This window comes from Lentzea sp. NPDC054927 (assembly GCF_053610285.1).
In genome coordinates this window covers 1-25,813 of record NZ_JBSGXZ010000059.1, presented here as the reverse complement: position 1 = coordinate 25,813, position 25,813 = coordinate 1, and the positions used below count along the sequence as shown (strand labels likewise).

Here is a 25,813-nt window from a genome sequence, read left to right as displayed (position 1 = left end):
GCATGACCGAGACGGCTAAACGGCGCCCTGGGCCGCGCATCGAAGAAGTCGCGCGCGTGGCCGGGGTGTCGAAGTCGACCGTCTCGCGTGTCATCAACGACGAGCAGTACGTCAGCGCGAAGTCCCGCGAAGCCGTGCACGCCGCGATCGCCGAGCTGGGCTACTCCCCCAACCAGGCCGCGCGGGCGCTCGCGGGCAACCGGGCGAACGCGATCGCCCTGGTCGTCTCGGAGCCGACGGGCCGCGTGCTGTCCGACCCGTTCTTCGCCGGCGTGCTGCGCGGGGTGCACGCCGAACTGGCCGGGCGCCACATGCAGCTGTTGCTGATGATGAGCCAGCCCGCGGACACCAGCGACCTGGTCACGTACCTGAGCAGCGGGCACGTCGACGGCGCGCTGCTGGTGAGCCTGCACGGCGACGATCCGCTGGTGCCGATGCTGGCCGAGATCGGGCTGCCGGTCGTGTCCGGCGGGCGGCCGCTCGGGACGACGACCGTGCCGTTCGTGGACGCGGACAACTTCACCGGCGCACTGGAGGCCGCACGGCACCTGGTCTCGCTGGGACGCAAGCGGATCGGCACCGTCGCGGGCCCCAAGGACATGGCCGTCGGCGCGGACCGGCTCAGCGGCTTCAAGCGCGGGCTGGGCGAGGCCAAGATCGCCTCCGGCCTCGTGGTGCACGCCGACTTCACCCCAGAGGGCGGCGCGCGGGCCATGGAACGACTGCTGCAGAAGGCCCCCGACCTCGACGCGGTGTTCGTCGCGGCGGACATCATGGCGCTGGGCGCCCTGCAGGTGCTGCACGCGCAGGGCAAGCGCGTACCGGAGGACGTGGCGGTGATCGGGTTCGACGACTCGGTGTTCGCCACCACCTCGACGCCGCCGCTGACCACGATCCGGCAGGACGTCGAGGAGCTGGGCCGCACCATGACGTGGCGACTGCTGGCCGAACTGGCGGGCGAGGCGGGCCTGCCGCCGTCGTTGCTGCTGCCGACCTCGCTCATCAAGCGCGCCAGCGCGTAGTGGCGCGACCCAGAACATTGGCGGGTAATTCACGCTCAGCAGGGCACCTCGTGGTGCCGTCTGACCGCGAATTCGCTCGGTAACATTCTGGGCCACACCACTAACCGCCCTGCTCCATATGCGCATGCCCCTGCATGCTGCACGTAACAAACTGGGAGCGTTCCCAGACTTGCGCCCCCGAACCCATTGACAGCCTCATGTCGTGCGGTTAACACTCTCGAAAACTTCTGGGAGCGCTCCCAGATTCCGCCGCAGAGACCGAGGGAGTTCTCCCGTGCGACACCGCAGTTGGGTCAGCGTGCTCCTGCTTTTAACCGCCGCAACAGGTTGCTCGTCCGGTGGGGCGACAGAGGGCGGCAAGACCGAGCTGACCATCGCGACCTTCAACGAGTTCGGGTACGAGGAGCTGTTCAAGGAGTACGAAGCAGCCCACCCGGACGTCAAGCTCACGCAGCGCAAGACCGGCCAGGGCGCGCCGCACCACCAGAACCTGTTCACCAAGCTCGGTGCGGGCTCCGGCCTCGCCGACATCGAGGCGGTCGAGGAAGGCTTCCTCGCCCAGGTGATGGCGAAGTCCGGGCAGTTCAACGATCTCAAGGAGATCGGGCCGAAGGTCGAGGAAGACCGCTGGCTCAAGTGGAAGACCGAGGCCGTCACCACCAAGGACGGCAAGCTGATCGGCTACGGCACGGACATCGGCCCGCTGGCCATGTGCTACCGCAAGGACCTCTTCGAGAAGGCGGGCCTGCCGTCGGACCCCGAGGCCGTGAAGGCGCTCTTCGCGACCTGGGACAGCTACTTCGCCGCCGGTGACCAGTTCATCGCGAAGTCCGGCGGGGTCGCGTGGTTCGACAGCGCCGCGCAGGTCTTCAACGCCATGCACAACCAGCACGAGGTCGGCTACTTCGACAAGTCCGACAAGCTCGTCGTCGAGACCAACCCGGACATCAAGGCCGACTGGACCGCCGTGACGAACGCGGTCGCGAAGGGCCAGTCCGCGAAGCTCGTGGCGTGGAGCAACGAGTGGAACTCCGGCTTCAAGGCCGGCGCGTTCGCCACGAAGACGTGCCCGTCGTGGATGCTCGGCGTGGTCGAGGGCCAGGCCGGTCCGGAGAACAAGGGCAAGTGGGCGGTCACCGAGGCGTTCCCGAACGGTGGCGGCAACTGGGGCGGTTCGTACCTGACCGTGCCGAAGCAGGGCAAGAACGCGAAGAAGGCCGCCGAGGTCGCCGCCTGGCTGACCGCGCCGGAGCAGCAGATCAAGGCGTTCCAGGCCAAGGGCACGTTCCCGAGCCAGGTCAAGGCGCTGGACGCTCCCGCGTTGCTGGAGAAGACGAACGCCTACTTCGGTGACGTCAAGGCGGGCGCGCTCTTCGCCGCGCAGGCGCAGAAGGTCAAGGCCGCGCAGTACAAGGGCCCGACCGACGGGCAGATCCAGGACAACGTCTTCAGCCCCGCGCTGCAGTCGGTCGAGCAGGGCAAGAGCGCCGACGAAGGCTGGAAGACCGCGGTCGCGGAGGCCCAGAAGGTCGCTAAGTGACGGCCGTGCTCACCAAGGTGGACCGCGAGCGGGCGCAGGAGCCCCGCTCGCGGCCTCCCCGCTTCCGGCTGTCCGCTCTGGACGCGAAGGTCTCTCCATACCTGTTCGTGGCACCGTTCTTCGTGTTGTTCGGCGCGGTCGGGCTCTTCCCGTTGCTCTACACGGCCTACGTGTCGCTGTTCGACTGGGAGCTCGGCGCCGACGAGATGCCGTTCGTCGGGCTCCAGAACTACGCGACGTTGTTCTCCGACGGCCAGTTCTGGAACGCGCTGTTCAACACCTTCAGCATCTTCGTGCTGTCGAGCGTCCCGCAGGTGATCATCGCGGTGGTGCTGGCGGCACTGCTCAGCTCCAACCTCCGTGCGCGGACGGCGTGGCGGATGGGCGTGCTGCTGCCTTACGTCGCGTCGCTGGTCGCGTTGGCCATCATCTTCGGCAACCTGTTCGGGCCGCAGTACGGCATGGTCAACGGGATCCTGTCGGCCGTCGGCATCCCGCCGATCGACTGGCAGGCCGACACGTTCGGCAGCCACGTCGCCATCGCGTCGATGGTCAACTGGCGGTGGACCGGCTACAACGCGTTGATCGTGCTGGCCGCGATGCTGGCGATCCCGCGTGAGGTGCACGAGGCCGCCACGGTCGACGGCGCCGGTGCGGTGCGCAGGTTCTTCAGCATCACGTTGCCGATGCTGAAGCCCACGCTGATCTTCGTGATCGTCACCTCGACGATCGGCGGCCTGCAGATCTTCACCGAGCCCAAGCTGTACGACCCGACGTCGGGCAGCGGTGGCGGCGCGGAGCACCAGTACCAGACCGTCGTGCTCTACCTGTACCAGTCCGGGTTCCAGCAACTGGATCTCGGCTACGCGTCCGCGATCGCGTGGACGTTGTTCCTGATCGTGGTCGGGGTCGCCGGGTTGAACTTCCTTCTCACCAGGAGGGCCGTGCGGTGAAACGACCGTCCTTTGTGGTCTACGGCGTGCTCGCCGCGTTCGTGCTGGGCTCGGCGTTCCCGTTCTACTGGTCGTACCTGGTGGCGAGCCGGGACAACTCCGTGCTGACCGGGGACTTCACGCTGATCCCCGGCGGGAACTTCTTCTCCAACGCCGCACGGGTGATCGACACCATCCCGTTCTGGAAGGCACTGGGCAACAGCTTCATCGTCTCCGGGACCGTGACGCTGTCGGTGGTGCTGCTGTCGACGCTCGCCGGGTTCGCGTTCGCCAAGCTGCGCTTCCGCGGGCGCGGGCTGATGTTCCTGTTCGTCGTCGCGACACTGGCCGTGCCGACACAGCTCGGGATCATCCCGCTGTACATGGCGATGGCGGAGTTCGGCTGGGCAGGCGAGCTGGAAGCGGTGATCGTTCCGAACCTCGTCACCGCGTTCGGCGTGTTCTGGATGCGGCAGTACCTGGTCGACGCCATCCCGGACGAACTCGTCGAGGCGGCCCGGATGGACGGCTGCAGTCTCTGGCGGACGTTCTGGCACGTCGCACTGCCCGCGGCCCGACCGGCCGCGGCGATGCTGGGCGTGTTCACCTTCATGCAGTCCTGGAACGACTTCCTGTGGCCGCTGGTCGTGTTGAACGCCGACAACCCGACGATGCAGGTCGCGCTGGAGAAGCTGCAGAGCGGTTACTACGTCGACTACTCGCTCGTGCTCGCCGGGACGACGCTGGCGACCGTCCCGGTCCTGATCGTGTTCATCGTGCTCGGGCGGCAGATCGTCGCGGGTGTCATGCAGGGCGCTGTTAAGGGGTGAAGGTGGAAAACATAGTTTTCCCAGAAGGATTCCTGTGGGGAGCCGCTACCGCGGCGTTCCAGGTGGAGGGCGCGACCGAGGTCGACGGCCGCACTGACTCGATCTGGGACGCGTTCTGCCGCGTACCGGGCAAGATCGTGGGCGGGCACACCGGCGAGCCCGCCGCCGACCACTACCGGCGGATCGAGCAGGACGTGGCGATGATGGCCGACCTCGGCCTCGCCGCCTACCGGTTCTCGATCGCCTGGCCGCGGGTGCGGCCGGACGGCGGTGCCGTGAACCAGGCCGGTCTCGACTTCTACCGGCGGTTGATCGACACGTTGCTGGAGCACGGCATCCGCCCGTGGCCCACGCTCTACCACTGGGACCTGCCGCAGAAGCTCGAGGACCTCGGCGGGTGGGCGGCGCGGGACACGGCGTTCCGGTTCGCCGAGTACGCGCAGACCACGATCGAGGCGCTGGGCGACCGGATCAGCTCGTGGACGACGTTGAACGAACCGTGGTGCTCGGCCTTCCTCGGGTACGCGTCGGGAGTGCACGCGCCCGGCCGGACCGAGCCGTCGGCAGCGGCGGCCGCGGTGCACCACCTGCTGCTCGGGCACGGCATGGCGGCCCAGGTGATCCGCGACGCGGGCGCCGAGGCCGGGATCACGCTCAACATGTACCCGATCATCCCCGCCGACCCGGCGTCCGAGGCCGACCTGGACGTGGCGCGCCGGCTGGACGGGTTGCAGCAGCGGATCTTCCTGGACCCGTTGCTGCACGGACGGTATCCGGAAGACGTCGTGGAGGACCTGGCTCCGCTCGGGTTCTCCGAGCTGGTCAAGGACGGCGACCTCACGGTGATCTCCACGCCGCTCGACATGCTCGGCGTGAACTACTACTCCGAGCACTTCGTCAGCGCCGAGCCGGGAGAAACCCTGCCGTCGCCGTGGATCGGGGTCGGCGAGCACTCGTTCCCGCGCAGGGAAGACGCGCCGCGCACCGACATGGACTGGGAGGTCCGGCCGGACGGCCTCACGTCCGTGCTGCTGCGGGTGCACCGCGACTACCCGCCGATCCCCTTGTACATCACCGAGAACGGCGCCGCGTACCCCGACCTCCCCGGGGTCGACGACGCGGACCGCACCGAGTACATCGCCTCGCACCTGCGGGCAGCACACGCCGCGATCGAGGCAGGAGTGGACCTGCGGGGCTACTTCTGCTGGTCGTTGATGGACAACTTCGAGTGGGCCGAGGGGTACGCGAAGCGGTTCGGCATCGTGCACGTCGACTACGAAACGCAGGTGCGGACGCCGAAGATGAGCGCCCGCTGGTTCTCCGAGGTGGCGCGCAGCAACACAGTCGCACCGTGACCCGGCGCCCCGGCATCGACGAGGTCGCCAGGGTGGCCGGGGTGTCGAAGTCCACCGTGTCCCGAGTGCTCACCGGCGCACCGCACGTGAGCACTCGGACGCGGGAAGCAGTACGGCGGGCCGTCATCCAGCTCGGCTACACGCCGAATCAGGCCGCACGGTCGTTGGCTGGGCATCGGGCGAACGCGATCGCCTTGGTGGTCTCGGAAACGAGCGGCCGCGTGCTCGCGGATCCGTTCTTCGCCGGGGTGATGCGCGGCGTGCACGCCGAACTGGCCGGACATGGCGCGCAACTGGTGCTGATGATGAGCGAGCCGGGCGACGTCGGGTCGTACCTGACCAGCGGGCACGTGGACGGCGCGTTGGTGCTCAGCATGCACGGCCACGACCCGTTGCTGTCGTTGTTGCACGACAACGGCTTGCCGGTGGTGGCAGGCGGGCGTCCACTCGCCGGCGGCCCGGTGCCGTACGTCGACTCGGACAACTTCACCGGCGCGCTGAACGCGACCAGGCACCTCATCTCGCTGGGGTGCAGGCGGATCGCGACCATCGCCGGGCCCGCGGACATGGCGGTCGGGCTCGACCGGCTGTCCGGATGGCGGCGAGCGATGTCCGGCCGCCGCACGGACCTGGTGGCGTACGGCGACTTCACACCCGAGGGCGGCGCGTCGGCGATGACGTCGTTGCTGGCCCGGGAACCCGAACTGGACGCGGTGTTCGTGGCCGCGGACATCATGGCTCTCGGGGCGTTGCAGGTCCTGAACGCCCACGGCCGACGGGTACCGGACGACGTCGCGGTGGTGGGGTTCGACGACTCCGTGCCGGCCGTGCCGCCGCTGACGACCGTGCGGCAGGACGTGGAACGGTTCGGGCGCATGCTGATGTGGCGTCTCCTCGCCGAGATCGAGGGCGAGGAGGGGCTGCCGCCGTCGGTGCTGCTGCCTACTTCGCTGGTGCTGCGGACAAGCGCCTGATCAGCTCGATCACCCCGTCGACGTGTTCGCGGTGGGTGCGGTGGCTGAGCACGCAGATCCGCAGCGTGAACCTGCCGTCGAGCCTGGTGCTGGACAGGAAGAAGTTGCCGGAATCGTTGAGGTCTTTCAGGAGTTGCTCGCTGTCGGCGCTGCGGAACACCACGACGGTGAGGTCGGACGGGCAGCCAGATGCGCAGGCCGCGGAACTCCCTCGTCAGCTCGGGCCCGAGGTCGGAGTAGTCGGGCACGCCGGTGCCGTGGTCGAGATGCTGCAGGTAGTCGCCGTCGGCCACGTGGGCGGCGCGCAGCTTCGCCTCGTCGCGAACCAGCAGGACGCCGGTGCCGTACGGACCGAGCTGTAGAGGCCGCCGGCCGGGAAGTAGGCGAGGTAGCGCGGGCCCGCGGTCTCCACTGCCTGGCTCGCGGCGTCGGCGAACTGCGCCAGCAGGTCAGCGAGTTCGCCGGGTGTCTCGGCTGGTGGAGGCGGCAGGAGGGCGGTGCCCGACGCTGGGGCCGTGCCAGAAAGAGTTACATCGGTGATCATCGACGCTGCGTGACGCTTGAGGCCCGTTTTCACCCGATCGGCACAACATCGCGGCACTCTCGGTAACACCCACGGTGGTCCCCCGATGGTCCTGCCGTACGAACCCCGTCTTGAGGGAGTGCGACAGTGATCGAGAACTCGGCTGCCGGCCTGGTGATGGTGCCCGGTGAGGTGACGGTGACCGTCACCGGCGAGGAGCACCACCAGGACGTGCTGGCCCGGTACGCCGTTCCGGACGGTGTGACGCGGCAGGTCGCCGTGCACCTGACGTGGTGCATGATCGCCGCCGGCAAGTACCGCGGTCAGCGCGGGATCGAGGTGCGGCTCGACGGGCAGCGGGTCGGTGAGCTGACTTTCCTGATGTCGCAACGGTATGCGCCGGTGCTCATGCACGTGGAGTCCGGCGGTGGGTCGACCGGGTCGGCGGCGTTGGTCCAGCGCGGGAACAACGGCCTGCTGCAGGTCGTACTCCGCATGCCGCGCGAGATTCCTCGTGGCGCGGTGGTGCCGGTCGCGTCCAGGTCCAAGTCGTGGGTGCCACCGGTGGCGATCGGTGCGGCCAGCCTGTTCGCGTTCTTCATCGCGATCGGTGTTGTGGGCGCGGTGATGAGCGGTCCGTCGAACGTCAACAAGGCGGCGTCGGGACTTTCCACCACGGCCGCTCCCACCACTACGACCACGACCTCCGCGCCGACGAGCACCACGACATCGACGACCACGTCCACCACCACGACAACGACTACTACGACCACCACTCCTCCGGCGGTCGCACAGCCGAAGCCACAACCACAACCGCAGCCTCAGCCGAACCCGCAGCCCAACCCTCAGCCCAACCCTCAGCCGCAACCCCAGCCCGTGCCCGCCCCGGCGCCGCAGCCCGCGTGCGACTCGAACTACAGCGGGTGCGTGCCGATCGCGTCGGACGTGGACTGCGCTGGAGGCAGCGGAAACGGGCCCGCGTACGTGGCAGGCCCGATCCGCGTCATCGGCAGTGACATCTACGGTTTGGACAGCGACAAGGACGGCATCGCCTGCGAGTGAGTCAGCGCTGGATGAACACGCTTCCCGCCTGGAACGTGATGTTGGGCTGGCCGGTCTTGCCGTCGATCGGGTAGGGCCGGCCGGTGCAGTCGTCGCTCGCGAACAGCGACGCGGTCTTGGTGCTGTTGTTGTAGGCGGAGCGAATCCGGTTGCCCCAGCCGTGTTCGACGAGATCCACGCACGTCGACGAGCCGAGCGGCACGACGTTGAACTTCGCACCCTCGTAGTTGATCTGGTCCCACGCGCAGAACGCGTCGGTGAACGTGCAGTCCGGTTCGGCCGCCTGCGCAGCAGGTGTGATGGCGAGACCGGCCAGCGCGCACAGGACAACGGCGATCTTCTTCATGGTTCCTCCCCAGGTTCCCCTTTGTCCTCAACCATTCCGGTGTTCCCGTTGCCACGTCAAGGATTTGCGGTACCGAAACTCAATTGGTCACCCGGCACCGGCGAGGACACAATGATCAGGTGGAGATCCCTGCGGAGGTGTTGCGCGCGGTCGGCCCGGACGCGGTGTGGTCCAGCGACCACGAAGGACTGTCCGGCGACGTGTGGCACGTGGGCTCCAGCTACGTGAAGCGCGCCGGGACGGACGAGCGCGATCGGTTGTTGTGGCTGGGCAAGCACTTCGAGGTGCCGGCCATCAAGGCGTTCGCCGACGACTGGCTGGTGCTGGCCGATGTAGGTGCACCGTCGCTCGCCACTGTGGATCCCGTGCTCGCGGGAACCGTCATGGGCACGGTGCTGCGGTCGTTGCACGCGCTGCCGACGAGCTCATGTCCTTACGACGCAAGGATTCCAGTTGTGCTGGAAAAGGCTCGGCACAACGTCGAGACGGGTGTGGTCGATGCCGGCGACTTCGACGACGAGAACCTGGGCATCACGCCCGAAGAGTTGCTGGAGAGGCTGGTCGCCACCGCCCCCGAGACCGAGGATCTCGTGGTGGCACATGGGGACTTCTGCCGGCCGAACGTGCTGCTGCGCCCGGACGGCTCGACCGTGCTGATCGACGTGTCGCGGCTGGGAGTGTCCGACCGGCATCGCGACATCGCGTTGGTGCACAGGGGACTCGACGAGGAGGCCGTAGCCGCGTTCGATCGCGCCTACGGCCTCGTCCCCCGCCCGTCGTTGCTCAAGTGGTACCAGTTGCTCGACGAGTTCTTCTAACCTCGCTCGTAGGGCGTCTTCTCCCCCGCCAGGACGCCGAACGGCAGGTGGTTGCCCGCCGGTGGCAACGGGCAGGTGGCGAAGTCGGTGAACGCGCACGGCAGGTTCGTCGCGCGGTTGAAGTCGAGCACGACCGTGCCGTTGCTCGGAGTTGCCGCGAGCGACCTGTTCGCCGCATAAGTGGTGACGCCGCTGGTCTCATCGGTGAAGAGGATGCTCAACCCGCCGTTGCGGCCGTTGAACGCCGTCAGTGTGTGCTCGGCGCCGTTGTGCGTGAACCGCACACGGCCCGGCGCCTCGTACACGTGGCTAAGGCCCTCCACGACCGCACCGACCGTCGTGGGGACAGGTGCGTCGAACGGTTCGTAGACGCCCTCCAGCACCCACTGCTCTTGTGGCTCGTACGACGGCACGCCCTTGAAGTTCCGGAGCACTTCGGCCTTCGGGTCGTGCACGCGGATCAGGTACCCGCCGCGGCGAGCGATCTCGATCTCGACATCGCCGACCTCGACGCGCTGGCCGGCGCCGCTCTGGACAAGCTCGAACCGCTGCGGCTCCCCGTCGTTGCGCCAGTACGCCGCGTCGTCGTCCTGCCACCACACGCCCGGTAGGCCGTCATAGGCGCGAGGGGTCGTCTCCAGCCAGTCGAGCGAGACCAGCGCGAGCCACCCATAGGGGTCGGCCAGGCTCTTCTCCCGCTCCGTCTTCCAGGTCTGCCAGTCCTCCGCGAAGCCGCTCATGTCCATGCCAACGGACCTCACGTGGGCAGTCTTCCCTGTTCCAAGGGGTGAGACGACCTATCATCCGGCCATGAGGCTGACACTGGGGGCGCTGGTCATCGCGGTGACGCTGGCGGCGTGCGGCACGACACCGGTGCCCGAACCCGAACCCGAGCCGTCCAGAAGACCGGAGACGACGGCTCCGCGGTCCGCCCTGGAACAGGACATCCAGACCAGGTTCACCCGTTTCGTCGAAGCGCTGAACAGCAAGAACGACGACGCGATGTTCCTGTGCACGCTCGACGCGTACGCGTTCGCGGAGTCGATGGTCAAGCACGCGGTCAGCAGCACCGAAGCCCAGCTCGCCCAGCTTCCCGTGGTGCACCGCCTTCAGGTGTACGAGATGCGGACCTCGAACTCACCGCAGGGCGTGTTCGACGAGGCAGGCGCGTTGAGGCTGCTGCTGGTGGCTTCACGTGACCTCCTGAAGCCGGCCGAGCTCAGCGAGGTGAAGGTCGAAGAGCCGCGTGCCAGCGCGTTGGCTTCGTTGCCCGGCTACGCCCAGGTCCGCATTCCGTTCGGACACGGCGTCAACGGCACGTCGTGGGTCATCGATCTGGAAGCGTTGTTCAAGGCACTCAGTGACGCGGTCGAACTGAACGGGCGTACCGCAGACCAGTTCGTCGACGAGAAGCTCGCCGAACGGTACGGCGCCCGTGCCGCCGAGCTCCGCAAACCGATGAAGTAGCCGCCTTATTCGACCGAGCGGGACACGAGGGCGTCGCCCAGTTCGGTCCGGGCGTACACGACGCTGCGGCCGTGGCGTTGGGAGGCCAGCAGTCCGGCGTCGCGCAACGCTCTCAGGTGCTGGTTGACCGCCGAGGTCGTGACGCCGGTGCGCCGGGCGAGATCGGTGGAGGAACACGGTTCCGCGAGCCCCGCCAGCAGATCGGCCCGCACCTGGCCGAGCACACCGGCCAGAGCGGCGGGGCCACGGCCGCGCCCGGTCTCCCACACCGTGCCGGCGCCGCGGGCGGCGTAGATCAGCAACGGCGGTGCACCGGGATCGACCGGCACCGCCGTGTGCCGGGCGAACACGCTGGGCATCAGGGTGAGCCCCTGTCCCGCGGCCTCCACCCGCCACGCCGGAGCGCCCTTGATCCGCACCTGGACGACCTGGCCGGTGAAGGTGATCCGGTCGGAAATCCCGGAGAACATCGCCGCCAGCCCGCGCTGGGCCATGTCGCGGCCGCGGTGGGCGATGTCCGCTTCGAGCACCGTGCGCATCCGTCCCCAGTGACCCGCGAGGGCGGCGTGCCAGTAGGTCTCCAGCGCGTCGAACACTCGATCGCGGTCTCGCAGGACCGCGGGCACCTCCCCGAGCACCGCGCGGAAGTCGCGTCGCATGGTGCGCGTGGAGATCTCGCGGAGCGCGGCGAACTCGTCCTCGATCCGGGCGAACGGTGTCACCGGGCGGGGGCTGAGGAAGTCGGGTGTCCAGCCGCGGTCGTTGGACAGGGCCAGCAGGACCTCGGCGTCGACGTCGCGGATCCGGCGTGCCCACGGCACGTGCAGCGGGTACTTGGCCGGGTCCTTCAGCACCCGCAGGCTGAGCGTGAGCTCGCTGAGCGGCGAGACCGCGAACCGCACGTCCACCAGGTCGGACTCGCCCAGCACGAACTCGATCATGTAGCACAACGCTACATCAGTTACGCATCAGCGATGGGTGTCGACAGGCTCTCGACCATGTCGACCGATCTGGAACTGGCGTTGCGCATCGTGCGGGAGGCCGCGGAACTGGCCTCGTGCGCGTTCACCTCGGACACCCTGCACGTGCAGTACAAGGACGACGGCAGCGAGGTGACCGCCATCGACCTCGCGATCGAGGATCTCGTGCGCAGGAGGCTGGCGGAGGCCGTGCCCGAGGACGCGGTCGCCGGTGAGGAACGCCCCGAGCGGTCGGGAACATCGGGCAGGCGCTGGCTGGTGGACCCGATCAGCGGCACGGCCGACTTCGTGGCCGGTCGGCCGACGTATTCGGTAGACCTGGCACTGGAGGGTTCGCTGGCGGTCTCCGCGATGCCGTCACTGGACATCACCATGGCGGCGGCACGGGGCATCGGCTGCCGGGTCTTCCGGGGCAGACGCGAAGAGGCGGCCCGTGTGTCCACCACGGACGCCGTCGACGGCGCGCGAGTGTGCTTGCACGGCAAGAGGAAACCGGTGCTCGATCAGTGCGTCGTGGTGGACGGGAGCATGTCGGTGCTGAGCCTGATCACCGGCGAGGTCGACGCGGTGATCGCGGCCGGTGCCGGTCTGGACGAGTTCGACCTGGCGTGCCTGCCGGTGCTCGTGGAGGAGGCCGGCGGGCGCGTGACGGTGATCGAGGAGGACGTCGTGCTGGCCACCAACGGTGTCGTGCACGACGCCTTCCTCGCCCTGCTGGTCGCGCGTCCTGGTGTCGAACCAGGCACCCCAGGCTTATGAGGCCTGGGTGATCGCCGGATCCCGCGCGTTTGGGGTGACCGACCGGACTCGCACCGGCTTCGACCAGGATCACAACCTGGCGCCTCGACTGCTTCGGCTTCGGTCACAGCTGCCCGTCGAGGACTCGAACCTCGATCTCCGCGTCCAGAGCGCGGCGTCCGTGCCAATTGGACCAACGGGCATCAAAAAAGCCGCCTCGTCGCGACGGCGACGGGACGGCTCCCCGGAGACATGAGTCAGCTCATGCCGAGGAGCACCAGACCTGCTGATGGCGCATGTGTTGCATCACGGCTGGCTCCCTTCCCCGGTTCGTCGAGAACCACTCTGACGGACGGCGCGTCGGTGTTGCAACGCAATTTAGGGCGTTGCAAAAGTTTGCAGATCTTGAAGGTTCACTCCACCATTCCTCAAGCCGACTTGCGGAAAACTTTTGCAACGTCTTTCCTGGACCGCTGACACACCCCGTCGGAAGGCAAAGGACATGTCCCAGGACTGGTGGCGGCACGCCGTCATCTATCAGGTCTACGTGCGCAGCTTCGCGGACTCGGACGGCGACGGCGTCGGCGACCTGCCCGGCATCCGCTCACGCCTGCCACATCTTCGCGACCTGGGCGTCGACGCTGTCTGGATCACGCCGTTCTACGCCTCGCCGATGGCCGACGGCGGCTACGACGTGGCGGACTACCGCGCGGTGGACCCGCAGTTCGGCGACCTCGACGACGTGCGCGCGCTGGTCGCGGACGCGCACGGGCTCGGGATCCGCGTGATCGTCGACATCGTGCCGAACCACAGCTCCGACCAGCACGCGTGGTTCCAGGAGGCGCTGGCCGGGCGCGGCCGTGAGCGCTACATCTTCCGCGAGGGCGTGGGCGACCAGCCACCGAACGACTGGGAGTCGGTGTTCGGCGGCCCGGCCTGGACCCGCGTCGCCGACGGGTCCTGGTACCTGCACCTGTTCGCGCCGGAACAGCCCGACCTGAACTGGGACCTGCCGGAGGTGCGGGCGGAGTTCCGCGACGTGCTGCGGTTCTGGCTGGACCTGGGCGTCGACGGATTCCGGGTGGACGTGGCGCACGGGATGATCAAGGCGCCCGGCCTGCCGGACATCGGGCACGCGGACCAGCTCAAGCTGCTGGGCACGGAGGCGTTGCCGTTCTTCGACCAGGACGGCGTGCACGAGATCCACCGCGAGTGGCGCGCCGTCGTGGACTCCTACGACGGCGAGCGCGTTCTGGTGGCCGAGGCGTGGACGCCTTCCGCCGAGCGGACCGCTATGTACCTGCGTGCCGACGAGATGCACCAGGCGTTCAACTTCCACTACCTCACGGCGGAGTGGACATTCGACGCGTTGCGCTCAGTCATCGACTCGTCGCTGGCCGCCGTTGCACCCGTTGGCGCGCCTACGACTTGGGTGCTGTCCAACCACGACGTGCAACGGCACGTGACGCGCTACGGCGGCGGCGAGACCGGCGTGCGGCGAGCGCGCGCCGCCCTGGCGTTGATGCTGGCGCTGCCGGGTTCGGTCTACCTGTACCAGGGCGAGGAACTGGGTCTGCCCGAGGTGCTGGACCTGCCGGACGACGTGCTGCAGGACCCGATGTGGGAACGGTCGGGCCACACCGAACGCGGCCGCGACGGCTGCCGCGTACCGCTGCCGTGGTCCTCCTCGGGCCCTTCACTCGGCTTCGGCCCGGGCGGCTCATGGCTGCCGCAGCCCGCAGACTGGGCAAAGCTCAGCGTGGAGGCACAGGCGGGCGACCAGGACTCGATGTTGTCCTTCTACCGCAACGCCTTGCGCGCCCGCCGCGAACACCCGGCCCTGGGCGCCGGCGACGGCGTGACATGGGTCGACGGCCCAGTCGACGTGCTGTGGTTCGAGCGCCGGGCCGACGGCCGGGGCATCGCGTGCGCGGTGAACCTCTCCGGCTCCGTCGTGACGCTCCCGGATCCGGGCGCCGTGCTGCTGGCGTCCTCGTACTACGGCGTGCGCGACGGCGAACTGCTCCTGCCACCCGACACCGCCCTCTGGTGGGAGCTCTGACCAGCCACTTCGCCTGATCATCAGTAATTGTCAGACCCCCTGAGTACGGTCCGTTGACATCAGCTTCGGACCGCATTCAGGGGGACGGCAGTGCGCAGGTGGGAACTCGTCTCGGGCAGCTCGGCGAAGTTCTGGGAGATCGGCCGCGACGGCGCCTCGGTCACCGTCCGGTTCGGACGGCTGGAGACGGCCGGCCAAACCCAGATCAAGGAGCTCGCGTCCCCGGAGGCGGCCGAGGCGCACGTCACCAAACTGGTGGCAGAAAAGGAAAAGAAGGGCTACCGCAGCGTCGCTGACACTGCCGCGGTGCCTCCCGCTCCCACCACCCCGCCCGCAACCTCCACAGCATCTTCCCCCGCCGCACCAACGGGTCCCGGTGCGCCGCCCGCTTCCGCTGCCTCACCAACTTCCACCGCCACACCGGCTTCCATCGCGTCGCACGCCTCCCCTGCCACGCCGCCGCCTTCCGCAACCCCACTGGCTTCCGCCGCGTCCGCCGCTCCAGCCGCGCCACCCGCATCCCCCGTGCCACCTGCATCCGCCGCCTCACCGGCTCCCGCCGCGTCGCCCGCTTCCCTCGCCACGCCGGCTTCCGCCGCGCCACCGGCTCCCGCCGCGGCCACCACCCTCGCCTCCCCACCGGCCTCCCCTGACGCGCCTTCCACCGCGACCGTTCCCGTCGAGCCTCCCCTCGACGAGGAAACCTGGATCATGCCCGCGGAGTGGCTGCGGCAGGCGCTGCGCCGAAGAGACGTCAGGCCCTGGCCCAAGTTCGCGGTCGACTCCGCGAAGGCGCAGGTCCTCCGCGACGAGATCGCGACGCACGCCGACCGGGTCGCCGAGGTGCTGTCCCATCCGGACTCGGACCAGGACCTCGTGCGGGCGCTGCGTGATCACCTCGACGGCCGGCTCGACCCGCTGGGTGCCGGGGTGCTCGCGAGTGTGCCGTTGAGTTCCACGTCGCCCGCGCATTGGCTGATCGAGGAGTACGGGCTGCCGTTCGCCGCCGCGGCAGTGGTGCACCACGGGATGACGGTGATCCACAACTGGAAGGACCGGGAGACCGGGGACTGGTACGGCCACCACCTCAGGGTGTCGCTGCCGCACCACCTGGGGGACAACTCCTTCGAGGCCATCGCGCTGATCGACGTCCGGACGGCGCTGGCGGTCACCGACGCCGAGACCTACGACGCGGCCATCGCGCAGCTCGAGAAGGTCGGCACCACGTCGTTCGGGCAGGTCGCGCGGGCCTTCCTGGCCCCGACGCGGCACGACTGGTTCGAGGAGGCGAACGCCGTCCGGTCGGGCGCGCACTGGATGGTGCACGGCTCGGCCAGCACGGTGGAGCACCTTCGCCGCTTGAACCACGGGCACCTGATCTGGTCGCCGCGTGGTGTCTACACGGCCCTGTACGTCCTCGGTCCCGCGCTCGCGCCGGTGCTCGACGCGGAACTGCGAGCCAAGGTCGAGTGGACCGCGGACAACCGCAAGCTCGCGCTCGAGGTGCTGGCGGCGCTGCCGACCGACGAGGCGTTCCTGATGCTGCTGAACCGCTTGCAGGAGCGCTATGTCCGGCCCGCGCTGCTGTCCGCGATGGACTCGTTCCCGGCCAGAGCGGCAAGGCTGCTGGCCCCTCGCGCGGCCAACGACCCGGACGTTCGCCAACTGCTGCGCATGCACGTCCTCACGCACCCCGAAATCGAACTGCCGCCGGGCACGCCGGTGCCCGAGACGCTGCCGGACGCGCCGGCCGAAGCGCTGCCGCGAGTGCTCGCCGAGCCGCCGTGGGCGCACCGCAAGCCGCAGCCGAAACCTGTGGTGCTGAAGGATCTTTCGACGCCGGCAGCGCACGTCACGTGGCTGCCTGGCGAGCGTGAGGAGTGGAAGGAGCTCACCGGCTGGTGGTCCGGGCAGACCCACAACTGGGAGGTGCTGGCGGCAGCGGTCAGGGCGCGCAGCAGTCGACACTACGAACAGAGGCTGTTCGAGGCGGGCCCGGAGGAGCTCGCCCGTCCGCTGCTCGCCGACTGGACTCCCAGCGACACCTGGGGAAGCGAGACCTGGGGCAAGCGCATCACAGCCCGGTTCGGGATGGACGCGCTGCCCCCGATGCTGCTCCTGGCCGCGAGCAACCCGCACGTCTCCGGCGTGGTCCTGCTCCCGTTCGCCACGCCAGAGGTCGCCGAGCTGATGGCGGACTGGTTGGTACGCCTCAAGACCGCACGCGCGTTCGCCGTGTCCTGGCTCGCCCGCCACCGCGAGGCCGCCGCCCGTCTCCTGCTGCCCGCCGCGCTGGGTGCGGCCGGGCCTCGCCGCCGCAACGCCGAGTTCGCCGTCCGCCACCTCCACCTGGAAACGGGCGTCGACGTCATCGCCATCGCCGCCTCGCTCAGCGCCGAGGCCGCCGCCGCGATCCGCACGCTGATCGACGTCGACCCGCTCGACGTCCTCCCCGCGAAACTGCCGGCGATCGGCGACTGGGCGAACCACCGCCTGCTCCCCCAGGTTTTGCTGAGCGACCAAAAGCACGCACTGTCCGCGGACGCCGCCAGAAACCTCCTGATGACCGCCGCACTGTCCAAACCGGACGCCGTCTACCCCGGCCTGCCGCTCGCCGCGGAAGCCTGCGACCGCACGTCGCTGGCGGAGTTCGCCTGGGCCGTCTTCGGCCGCTGGCAGGACGTTGGCGCTCCGGCGAAGGACGCGTGGGCCCTCACCGCGCTCGGCTGGTGGGGCGACGACGAGACCGTCCGCTGCCTGGCGCCGCTGATCCGCGCCTGGCCGGGCGAAAGCCAGCACGCCAGGGCCGTCGCCGGACTGGACGTGCTCGCCCAGATCGGCAGCGAGGTCGCACTGACCCACCTGAACAGCATCGCGGAACGCGTGAAGTTCAAGGGCCTCAAGGCACGCGCCCAGGAGAAGGTGACGGACATCGCCGCGGCCCTGGGCCTCTCCCGCGACCAGCTGTCCGACCGCCTGGTCCCGCGTCTAGGCCTGGACGACGCCGCGACTCTGGTCATCGACTACGGCCCACGCCAGTTCACCGTGGGCTTCGACGAACAGCTCAAGCCCTACGTACTGGACGCGGACGGCAACCGCCGCAAGGACCTGCCCAAGCCAGGCGCCAAAGACGACCAGGACCTGGCGCCCGCCGAGCACAAGCGCTTCTCCGTGCTGAAGAAGGACGTCCGCACGATCGCCACCGACCAGATCCACCGCCTGGAACGCGCCATGGTCGACCAGCGCACCTGGACCACCGAGGAGTTCCACACAGTCCTGACCGGGCACCCCCTGCTCTGGCACGTGGTCCGCCGCCTGGTGTGGATCACCGCCGAAGGCCTGACCTTCCGCCTGGCCGAGGACCGCACCCTCGCCGGCGCCGAGGACGACGAGGTGACCCTGCCGGAGGGCACCACCGTCCGCGTGGCCCACCCGGTGCACCTGACCGACACCCTCGACGCGTGGGGCGAGATCTTCGCGGACTACGAGATCCTGCAACCCTTCCCGCAACTGAGCCGCCCGACCTTCGCCTTCACTCCGGACGAGGACCACATCCCGCAACTGCGGAAGTACGTGGGCCACACCGTGCCGACCGGCAAGGTCCTCGGCCTCACCAACCGAGGCTGGGTGCGCGGCGAACCCCAGGACAACGGCTGCGAAGCGTGGATCACCCGCCCACTCCCCCGCGGCGGCGCCCTGGTCGCCTCCCTGGACCCCGGCATCACGGTGGGCATGGTCGACATGTTCCCCGAGATGTCGTTCGACGACATCTGGTTCTCCCAGAGCGGCGCGGGCTCCTGGAGCGCCCCGCGCGGCGGCAGCCCGGCGAGACTCGACATCGACGCGGTCACCGCATCAGAACTCCTCGCGGAACTGGAATCGCTGCGTGCGTGACCCACGGCAAACTTTCGGATCGTGTTCAGGAGGTACGGCAGTGCACAGCTCGGAGCTGGCCTCGGCGCAGGAGGCCGAGGCACACGTCGCGAAGCTGTTGGCAGAAAAGGAGAAGAAGGGCCACCGCTCAGTCGACACGCCTGAGGCCGCCGACGAGGACACCTGGGTCATGCCCAGGACGTGGCTGCGAGACGTGATCCGGCAGCGCGGGTTCGATCCGGCGCCGATCTTCTCACTGGACCCCGACCTGGCCAACCAAGCACGCCAACGGCAGGTGGCCCAGGCCGCCACCCTCGACCGGCTGCTGACCGCACCAGACTCCGAACCCGAACTGGTGCAGGCCGTCCACGATCACCTGGCCGGCCAAGCGAATCCCGTCGGCGCGGCCACGATCGCGGTCATGACCAAGTGCGACGTGGCGTCGGTGCACCACTGGATCGCCGACCACGGGCTGGCCTTCGCGGTGGAGGCACTCATCGAGTCCTTCGGCATCAGCGCCTCCGCCGTGTGGAACGCGGCGATCAACGGGTGGCGCGATCCGCACCTGCACCGGCACGGCACCGTCACGCACATCATCTCGGAGAGCGTGCAGGGCAAGATGCTCACGGCGCTCCGGTACGCCCTGGCCGTGGCGGACGACGCCGAACGCGAGGCCGCGGAGGCCGTGCTGGACGCGCGGACCGACGTCCGGATGACGCGGACGTACCTGGTGCCGTCGCGGACCGACTGGTTCGACGAGGCGTGCAACCATCCGGACTACTCGGTCCGGTGGTGGATGCTTCCCTGCAGCGCCAGCACTTACGACGAGTTCGAGCAGGCTCAGGTCGGGGTGACCAACGGCGCGTTCGTGCTGCACACCGCGGTGTACGTGCTGGGGCCGAGCGTCGCGCCGTTGCTGGCCAAGGAGCTCGACAACCCGCACCAGCGGGCGGACAGCCGCAAGCAGGTGCTGAAGGCCCTCGCGACGCTGCCGACCGACGAGGCGTTCACCATCCTGCTCGACCGGCTCGACGCGAAGTACGTGCGGCCCGCGGTGCTGTCCGCCATGGCCGCGTTCCCGGCGCGGGCGGCTCGGCTGCTCGGCGAACGTGCTTCCCGCAACGCCGAGGTGCGGCAGCTGCTCAGCGTCCACCTCAAGTCGAACCCGCACCTCGAAGGGCCCGACGGGTTCACGGCGGCCGAGTCAGCCGCGGTCCCGGAGGCGCCGACGGAGGCGTTGCCGTCGTTGCTCGTCCAGCCGCCGTGGATCAACCGCCGCCCGACGGTGCAGCCCGTGGTGGTCGAGGACGTGCCGGTGCCCGCGCCGTCGCTGGTGTGGGAGCCGGGCGAGCGCGAGGAGTGGCTGACGTCCGGCTACTGGAACACCCGCGAGACGTGGCAGCAGCTGATGGCGGAATACGAAGCCGGCCGGATCGGGCACCGCATGCGTCTGCTGCTGGCCCTCGCGCCAGAGGAGGAGGTGCGGCACCTGCTGGTGGACTGGCAGCCGAAGCTGGGCTGGAGCTCCGAGCCCACCGGCAAGGTCCTGGCCGCGCGGTTCGGCTTGGACGCGTTGGCACCGCTGGTGCGAATAGCCGAGTCCAACTCCAACGCCGCTGTCATCGTGCTTCCGTTCGCCACGCCCGAGGTGGCGACGCTGATGGCGGACTGGCTGGTACGGCTCAAGCAGGTGCGCAAGCTCGCGCTGAGCTGGATGGTCCGGCACCGCGAGATGGCCGCGCGGTTCCTCATGCCCGCCGCGCTCGGTGCACCGGGTGCCGCGCGGCGCAACGCCGAGATCGCGATCCGCTACCTGCACGGCCAGGGTGTCGACGTGGTGGCCCTGGCACCCACCGCCGACGTGGCGGCGGGCCTCGAGGCGCTGCTGTCCATCGACCCGGTCGACGTGCTGCCCGTCAAGCTGCCGTCGATCGGCGAGTGGGCGGACACCCGGCTGCTTCCCCAGGTTCTGCTCGCCGGCCGCAAGCACGCGCTGTCCCCGGAAGCCGCCCGGCACCTGCTGATGACGGCCGCGCTGTCCAAGCCCGGCGACGTCTACGCCGGTCTGCCGATCGTTCGGGAGGCGCTCGACCGGGACTCACTCGCGGAGTTCGCGTGGGCTGTTTTCCAACGCTGGCAGGACGCCGGGGCGCCGTCGAAGGAGGGCTGGGCGCTGAACTGCCTCGGCTGGTTCGGCGACGACTCGACGGTCCGGGCGCTCTCCCCGCTGATCCGCGTCTGGCCGGGCGAGAGCCAGCACACCAGGGCCGTGACGGGGCTGGACGTCCTCGCCGACATCGGCACCGAGGTGGCGCTGTCCCACCTGAACGGCATCGCCGAGAAGGTGAAGTTCAAGGGCCTCAAGACGCGTGCCCAGGAGAAGGTCTCGCAGATCGCCGCCGAACTGGGCCTGTCGCGCGACCAGCTGGCGGACCGGCTGGTCCCGCGGCTGGGTCTCGACGACGAGGCGTCGCTGGTCGTCGACTACGGCCCGCGCCAGTTCCGCGTCGGCTTCGACGAGCAGCTCAAGCCGTACGTGCTCGACGCGGACGGCAAGCGCCGCAAGGAGCTGCCCAAGCCCGGCGCGAAGGACGACCAGGACCGCGCACCGCTGGAGCACAAGCGCTACGCCGGGTTGAAGAAGGACGTCCGCACGGTCGCCGCCGACCAGATCCACCGCCTCGAACGCGCCATGGTCGACCAGCGGACGTGGACGGCCGAGGAGTTCCACACCGTGCTGGCCGCGCATCCGTTGCTGTGGCACATCGTCCGGCGCCTCGTCTGGATCACCGACGAGGGCAAGTCGTTCCGTCTGGCCGAAGACCGCACCCTGGCCGACTCGGCCGACGACGAGTTCACGCTGCCCGGCAGCGCGACGGTTCGCGTGGCGCACCCGGTGGACCTCCACGACGTCCTGGAGGCGTGGGGCGAGGTGTTCGCCGACTACGAGATCCTCCAGCCGTTCCCGCAGCTGGGCCGGTCGCTGCACGTCCTGCCGCAGGGCGAGGATCTGCTCGTGCACCTGAAGAAGTACTGCGACGTCAACCATCCGATCGGCAAGATCCTCGGCCTCACCAAGAAGGGCTGGGTTCGCGGCGAACCCCAGGACGGTGGCGTGGAGTGCTGGATCACCCGGCCGCTCCCGCGCGGCGGCGCGATTGTGGCCGCCATGGACCCCGGCATCGCCGTGGGCGCGATCGACATCTTCCCGGAGATCAAGTTCGTCGAGCTGTGGTACTCGGCCGACGGCCAGGGCTACTGGTCCTCGCAGAAGAACGCGCCGTCGGCCGTCGGGGTCGACCCGATCACGGCGTCCGAACTGCTGTCCGAACTGGAGTCCCTCCACACGTGACGGTGTGCCGCAGGGGGTCTGAGCAGTTCTTTAAGCTGACCGTAAAGAATTGTCGGACCCTCTGGGTAACGTCCGTGGACATCGGCTCCGTTTTCTGACCCCAGGGGGTACGGCAGTGCGCAGGTGGGAACTCGTCTCGGGTGGCTCGGCGAAGTTCTGGGAGATCGGGCGGGACGGCGCCGTGGTGACCGTCCGGTTCGGACGGCTGGAGACGGCCGGCCAGACCCAGGTCAAGGAGCTCGCATCCCCGGAGGCGGCCGAGGCGCACGCCGCGAAGCTGGTGGCGGAGAAGGAGAAGAAGGGTTACGTCGCGGCCGGCTCAGTCAGCTCTGCCGCCGAACTGCCGAAAACTGCTTCCGTCACCGAAGTAACCGCAACCGCCACCGCGGAGCCCGTGGTCGTCGACGAGGACACCTGGGTCATGCCCAGAGCGTGGTTGAGAGACGTGGTGCGGCAGCGCGGGTTCGACCCGGCTCCGGAGTTCACGGTGGACACCGCGAAGGCGGAGGAAGCCCGTCAGCAGGTGGTCGAGCAGGCCGAGGCGATCGAGCGCGCGCTGGCCACCAAGGGCTCCAAGGCCGAGCTGGTGGCAGCGGCCAGGGAACACCTCACCGGACAGCCGAATCCCGTTGGTGCCGCGGCGATCGCGGCCATCACGGCGACCGGGCCGCAGTCGGTGCACTCCTGGATCGCCGATCACGATGTGGCGTTCGCCGCGAGCGCAGTCGTCGAGTTCATGGGCCTGACCTTCTCCAAGCAGTGGGACGAGCGGCGGGGCGAGTACACCGACATCCGCCTGCAGACCCGGCGCCACGGCTACCAGACGTCGGTGAACGAACCAGAAGGCCAGATGCTCACCGCCGTCCGGTACGCCCTCGCGGTCGCGGACAGCACCGCGCACGAGGCCGCGGAAGCCGCGCTGGAGGAGATGAAGGCGACGGCCACGGTGAAGGAGCTGCGGTCGTACCTGGTGCCCTCGCGGGCCGACTGGTTCGCCGAGGTGTGCAAGCAGTCGTACACGGGCAGCCGGTGGTGGCTGCTGCCGTGCAGCGCCAGCAGCTACGAGGACTACGACCACGCCGGCCAATCGCTGACCCAGCAGGCGTTCCTGCTGTACACGGCGCTGTACGTGCTGGGGCCCGCCATCGCGCCGTTGCTCGCCGAGAATCTCGACACCGACATGGCCTACCAGCGTGCGGACGGCCGCAAGCAGGTGCTGAAGGTGCTGGCGGCGCTGCCCACCGACGAGGCGTTCACCATCCTGCTCGACCGGCTGGAGACCAAGTACGTGCGGCCGGCGGTGCTGTCCGCGATGGCCGCGTTCCCGGCGCGGGCCGCCCGGTTGCTGGCGGAGCGGGTGTCGTCGAGCGAGGACGTTCGCCGGCTGTTGAGCGCCCACCTGATGTCGAACCCGGCTCTCGACATTCCGGCGGAGGCCGCCGCCGTGCTCGCCGAGAGCGGAGCCGCGACCGCGCCGGAAGCCACCGCGGACCAGCTGCCGTCGTTGCTGGCCTCGCCGCCGTGGCTGAACCGCCGCCCGCCGGTGAAGCCCGTGGTGCTGACGGACCTGCCGGTGCCGGAGGTGGCCGTGCGATGGGAGCCGGGCGAGCACGAGCAGTGGCTGGCGTCGGGTACCGAATGGCGGCAGGACCACCACGACTGGAAGAAGCTGCTCGCGGAGTACAACGCGGGCGTCGTCGGCTACTACGACAACGACCTGTTCCTCCTCGCACCCGTGGACGAGGTGCGGCACCTGCTCGCGGACTGGCAGCCGAACTACAGCTACGGCGTCGAGGAATGGGGCAAGAACATCGCCGCCCGGTTCGGCGTCGACGCGGCACCCGCGCTCCTGCGGCACGTCCAGTCCTCCCCTGGCGGCACAGGTCTGGTGCTGCTGCCGTTCGCCACCCCCGAGGTGGCCGCGGTGATGGCGGACTGGTTCGCGCGGACCAAGCAGCCGAGGCGCTGGGGCGCCGAGTGGCTGGCCCGCCACCGCGACCAGGCCGCCCGTCTGCTCATCCCCGCCGCCGCGGGCAAGCCGGGCATCCCCCGCCGCAACGCGGAGACGGCACTGCGGCACCTGCGGAGTCTCGGCGTGGACGTGGCCGCGATCGCTGGGGACTGCGGCGCGGAAGCCGCGATCGACGTCGTGCTGTCCGTCGATCCGGTCGACGTGCTGCCCGTGAAGCTCCCGGTGATCGGCGAGTGGGCCGACACCCGGCTCCTGCCCCAGGTCCTGCTCGCGGACCGCAAGCACGCGCTGTCCCCCGAGGCCGCGAGCCACCTGCTGATGACCGCCGCGCTGTCCAAGCCCGGCGACGTCTACGCGGGCCTGCCGATCGCCCGCGAGGCGCTCGATCCGGGCTCGCTGGCGGCGTTCGCGTGGGCCGTTTTCGAACAGTGGCAGAAAGCGGGCGGCCCGTCGAAGGAAGGCTGGGCGCTCACCGCACTCGGCTGGTTCGGCAACGACGACACGGTCCGCGCGCTGTCCCCGATGATCCGCAACTGGCCGGGCGAGAGCCAGCACGCCAGGGCGGTCGCCGGCCTGGACGTGCTCGCGGACATCGGCACCGAGGTAGCGCTGTCGCACCTGAACAGCATCGCGGAGAAGGTGTCGTTCAAGGGCCTCAAGACCCGCGCGCAGGAGAAGGTCTCGCAGATCGCCGCCGAACTGGGCCTGAGCCGCGACCAGCTGTCCGACCGCCTCGTGCCGCGCCTCGGCCTCGACGACGCCGCGACCCTGGTGATCGACTACGGCAGCCGGCAGTTCACCGTGGGCTTCGACGAGCAGCTCAAGCCGTTCGTGCTCGACCCGGACGGCAAGCGCCGCAAGGACCTCCCGAAGCCGGGCGCCAAGGACGACCAGGAGCTCGCCCCGCTGGAGCACAAGCGGTACATGACGCTGAAGAAGGACGTCCGCACGATCGCGTCCGACCAGATCCAGCGCCTCGAGCGCGCCATGGTCGACCAGCGCACCTGGACGGCGGAGGAGTTCCACACCGTGCTGGCCGCGCACCCGTTGCTCTGGCACGTGGTCCGCCGCCTGGTCTGGATCACCGACGAGGGGAAGTCGTTCCGCCTGGCCGAAGATCGCACCCTCGCCGACTCGGGCGACGACGAATTCACGCTCTCCGAGAACGCCGTCGTCCGGGTGGCACACGCGGTGGAGCTTCAGGACGCGGCGCACGCGTGGGGTGAGGTGTTCGCCGACTACGAGATCCTCCAGCCGTTCCCGCAGCTGGGCCGCCCGGTGCACGTGGTGTCCGCGGAAGACCTCCTGCCCCACATCAGGAAGTACTGCGACGTCGCTCACCCGATCGGCAAGATTCTCGGCCTCACCAAGAAGGGCTGGGTCCGCGGCGAACCCCAGGACGCAGGCGTCGAGTGCTGGATCACGCGGCCGTTCCCCGGCGGCGGAGCTCTCGTCGCGCGGCTCGACCCCGGGATCGCCGTCGGTGCCGTCGACGTCTTCCCCGAGGTCAGCTTCCACGACGTGTGGTTCTCCCCCAACGGCTACGGCGCGTGGTCCGCGCCGAAGGACGCGCCGAGCACCTTCGACGTCGACCCGATCACCATCTCCGAGCTCCTCTCCGAACTGGAGTCCCTGCGGTCATGACCAGCACCCAGACGATGCAGCGCCCGCCCGCCGAGGTGCGCTACGCCGACGAGCTCGCCCGGCTGCGCGAGGCCGACAGCGCGCCCAAGCCGCCGGGCTGGGCGTTGAGCCTCGACGCCGCGCGCAAGTTCGTGGTCGGTGACGACAAGCGCGGTATCACCAAGAAGTTCGTCGGTGATCCGTCGCTTGTGGACAGAGCGTTGGTGACGCTGGCGACCAGCCGCGGCCTGATGCTCGTCGGTGAACCCGGTACGGCCAAGTCGTTGCTGTCGGAGCTGATCGCGGCGGCGGTCTGCGGTGAATCGACGCTCACCATCCAGGGC

General features: G+C 69.3%; 20 protein-coding genes and 3 tRNA genes. 16 read left to right on the top strand and 7 right to left on the bottom strand.

The features are described from left to right. Positions 1-2: 2 nt before the first annotated feature. From ACWGE0_RS42145 to ACWGE0_RS42120, 6 genes are all read left to right on the top strand, one after another. The gene (locus ACWGE0_RS42145; protein WP_452266483.1) at positions 3-1,022 is read left to right on the top strand and encodes a LacI family DNA-binding transcriptional regulator; all 1,020 of its coding nucleotides are present in this window, start codon (positions 3-5) and stop codon (positions 1,020-1,022) included. Between the two features lie 298 nt (positions 1,023-1,320). Further along, positions 1,321-2,562 carry an ABC transporter substrate-binding protein gene (locus tag ACWGE0_RS42140; RefSeq protein WP_452266482.1) on the top strand — a complete coding sequence of 414 codons (1,242 nt, stop codon included), beginning with the start codon at positions 1,321-1,323 and terminating at the stop codon, positions 2,560-2,562. Beyond that, positions 2,559-3,515, top strand: coding sequence for a carbohydrate ABC transporter permease (locus tag ACWGE0_RS42135; protein WP_452266481.1), 957 nt, complete (start codon positions 2,559-2,561; stop codon positions 3,513-3,515). Before ACWGE0_RS42140 ends, ACWGE0_RS42135 begins: the two co-directional genes overlap by 4 nt. Next, positions 3,512-4,324 carry a carbohydrate ABC transporter permease gene (locus ACWGE0_RS42130; RefSeq protein WP_319970303.1) on the top strand — a complete coding sequence of 271 codons (813 nt, stop codon included), beginning with the start codon at positions 3,512-3,514 and terminating at the stop codon, positions 4,322-4,324. The genes ACWGE0_RS42135 and ACWGE0_RS42130 overlap by 4 nt, the downstream gene beginning before the upstream one ends. Before the next feature lie 2 nt (positions 4,325-4,326). Then, positions 4,327-5,679 carry a GH1 family beta-glucosidase gene (locus tag ACWGE0_RS42125; RefSeq protein WP_452266480.1) on the top strand — a complete coding sequence of 451 codons (1,353 nt, stop codon included), beginning with the start codon at positions 4,327-4,329 and terminating at the stop codon, positions 5,677-5,679. Continuing rightward, a complete protein-coding gene (locus tag ACWGE0_RS42120; protein ID WP_452266479.1) occupies positions 5,676-6,653 on the top strand; it encodes a LacI family DNA-binding transcriptional regulator in 978 nt (325 codons plus the stop codon). Before ACWGE0_RS42125 ends, ACWGE0_RS42120 begins: the two co-directional genes overlap by 4 nt. Here the strand turns inward: ACWGE0_RS42120 and ACWGE0_RS42115 are convergent. Beyond that, complete coding sequence (locus tag ACWGE0_RS42115) at positions 6,622-6,816, bottom strand: hypothetical protein (protein WP_452266478.1); 195 nt, start codon at positions 6,814-6,816, stop codon at positions 6,622-6,624. The two genes, ACWGE0_RS42120 and ACWGE0_RS42115, sit on opposite strands and share 32 nt — an antisense overlap. A gap of 4 nt (positions 6,817-6,820) precedes the next feature. Between ACWGE0_RS42115 and ACWGE0_RS42110 the strand changes: the two genes are divergently transcribed. Both ACWGE0_RS42110 and ACWGE0_RS42105 read left to right on the top strand, forming a co-directional pair. After that, positions 6,821-7,015: a hypothetical protein gene (locus ACWGE0_RS42110; protein ID WP_452266477.1), complete on the top strand. Its 195-nt coding sequence runs from the start codon at positions 6,821-6,823 to the stop codon at positions 7,013-7,015. Positions 7,016-7,323: 308 nt separating this feature from the next. Beyond that, positions 7,324-8,238, top strand: a complete 915-nt coding sequence (locus tag ACWGE0_RS42105; protein ID WP_452266476.1) for a hypothetical protein — start codon at positions 7,324-7,326, stop codon at positions 8,236-8,238. A 1-nt stretch (position 8,239) separates the two neighbouring features. On the opposite strand, the gene ACWGE0_RS42100 is transcribed toward ACWGE0_RS42105, so the two are convergent. Then, entirely contained in the window at positions 8,240-8,584 is a 345-nt protein-coding gene (locus ACWGE0_RS42100) for a peptidase inhibitor family I36 protein (RefSeq protein ID WP_452266475.1), read from the bottom strand. Between the two features lie 119 nt (positions 8,585-8,703). Between ACWGE0_RS42100 and ACWGE0_RS42095 the strand changes: the two genes are divergently transcribed. Then, positions 8,704-9,402, top strand: coding sequence for an aminoglycoside 3'-phosphotransferase (locus tag ACWGE0_RS42095; protein ID WP_452266474.1), 699 nt, complete (start codon positions 8,704-8,706; stop codon positions 9,400-9,402). Here the strand turns inward: ACWGE0_RS42095 and ACWGE0_RS42090 are convergent. Next, positions 9,399-10,142, bottom strand: coding sequence for a DUF1684 domain-containing protein (locus ACWGE0_RS42090; RefSeq protein WP_452266497.1), 744 nt, complete (start codon positions 10,140-10,142; stop codon positions 9,399-9,401). The two genes, ACWGE0_RS42095 and ACWGE0_RS42090, sit on opposite strands and share 4 nt — an antisense overlap. Before the next feature lie 70 nt (positions 10,143-10,212). Between ACWGE0_RS42090 and ACWGE0_RS42085 the strand changes: the two genes are divergently transcribed. After that, the gene (locus ACWGE0_RS42085) at positions 10,213-10,869 is read left to right on the top strand and encodes a hypothetical protein (RefSeq protein WP_452266473.1); all 657 of its coding nucleotides are present in this window, start codon (positions 10,213-10,215) and stop codon (positions 10,867-10,869) included. Between the two features lie 5 nt (positions 10,870-10,874). Here ACWGE0_RS42085 and ACWGE0_RS42080 read toward each other — a convergent pair whose 3' ends face one another. Beyond that, positions 10,875-11,810, bottom strand: coding sequence for a DUF5937 family protein (locus ACWGE0_RS42080; protein ID WP_452266472.1), 936 nt, complete (start codon positions 11,808-11,810; stop codon positions 10,875-10,877). A 33-nt stretch (positions 11,811-11,843) separates the two neighbouring features. Between ACWGE0_RS42080 and ACWGE0_RS42075 the strand changes: the two genes are divergently transcribed. Beyond that, a complete protein-coding gene (locus tag ACWGE0_RS42075; protein ID WP_452266496.1) occupies positions 11,844-12,608 on the top strand; it encodes an inositol monophosphatase family protein in 765 nt (254 codons plus the stop codon). Here ACWGE0_RS42075 and ACWGE0_RS42070 read toward each other — a convergent pair. The 3 genes from ACWGE0_RS42070 to ACWGE0_RS42060 all read right to left on the bottom strand — a co-directional run bounded on the left by ACWGE0_RS42070 (position 12,565) and on the right by ACWGE0_RS42060 (position 12,790). After that, positions 12,565-12,636 (bottom strand) — tRNA-Ile (locus tag ACWGE0_RS42070). The two genes, ACWGE0_RS42075 and ACWGE0_RS42070, sit on opposite strands and share 44 nt — an antisense overlap. Before the next feature lie 2 nt (positions 12,637-12,638). Then, positions 12,639-12,715 (bottom strand) — tRNA-His (locus ACWGE0_RS42065). Positions 12,716-12,717: 2 nt separating this feature from the next. Next, positions 12,718-12,790: transfer RNA gene (locus tag ACWGE0_RS42060), tRNA-Gln, on the bottom strand. Positions 12,791-13,089: 299 nt separating this feature from the next. On the opposite strand from ACWGE0_RS42060, the gene ACWGE0_RS42055 reads away from it, so the two are divergent. The 5 genes from ACWGE0_RS42055 to ACWGE0_RS42035 all read left to right on the top strand — a co-directional run. Beyond that, positions 13,090-14,649, top strand: coding sequence for a glycoside hydrolase family 13 protein (locus ACWGE0_RS42055; protein ID WP_452266471.1), 1,560 nt, complete (start codon positions 13,090-13,092; stop codon positions 14,647-14,649). 90 nt (positions 14,650-14,739) lie between these two features. Next, positions 14,740-18,543, top strand: a complete 3,804-nt coding sequence (locus ACWGE0_RS42050) for a DUF4132 domain-containing protein (RefSeq protein ID WP_452266470.1) — start codon at positions 14,740-14,742, stop codon at positions 18,541-18,543. A 40-nt stretch (positions 18,544-18,583) separates the two neighbouring features. After that, complete coding sequence (locus tag ACWGE0_RS42045) at positions 18,584-21,874, top strand: DUF4132 domain-containing protein (RefSeq protein WP_452266469.1); 3,291 nt, start codon at positions 18,584-18,586, stop codon at positions 21,872-21,874. 115 nt (positions 21,875-21,989) lie between these two features. After that, a complete protein-coding gene (locus ACWGE0_RS42040) occupies positions 21,990-25,490 on the top strand; it encodes a WGR and DUF4132 domain-containing protein (protein ID WP_452266468.1) in 3,501 nt (1,166 codons plus the stop codon). Continuing rightward, positions 25,487-25,813 (top strand): AAA family ATPase (locus ACWGE0_RS42035; protein ID WP_452266467.1); only part of this gene is annotated, 327 nt, incomplete at its 3' end. The genes ACWGE0_RS42040 and ACWGE0_RS42035, both read left to right, overlap by 4 nt.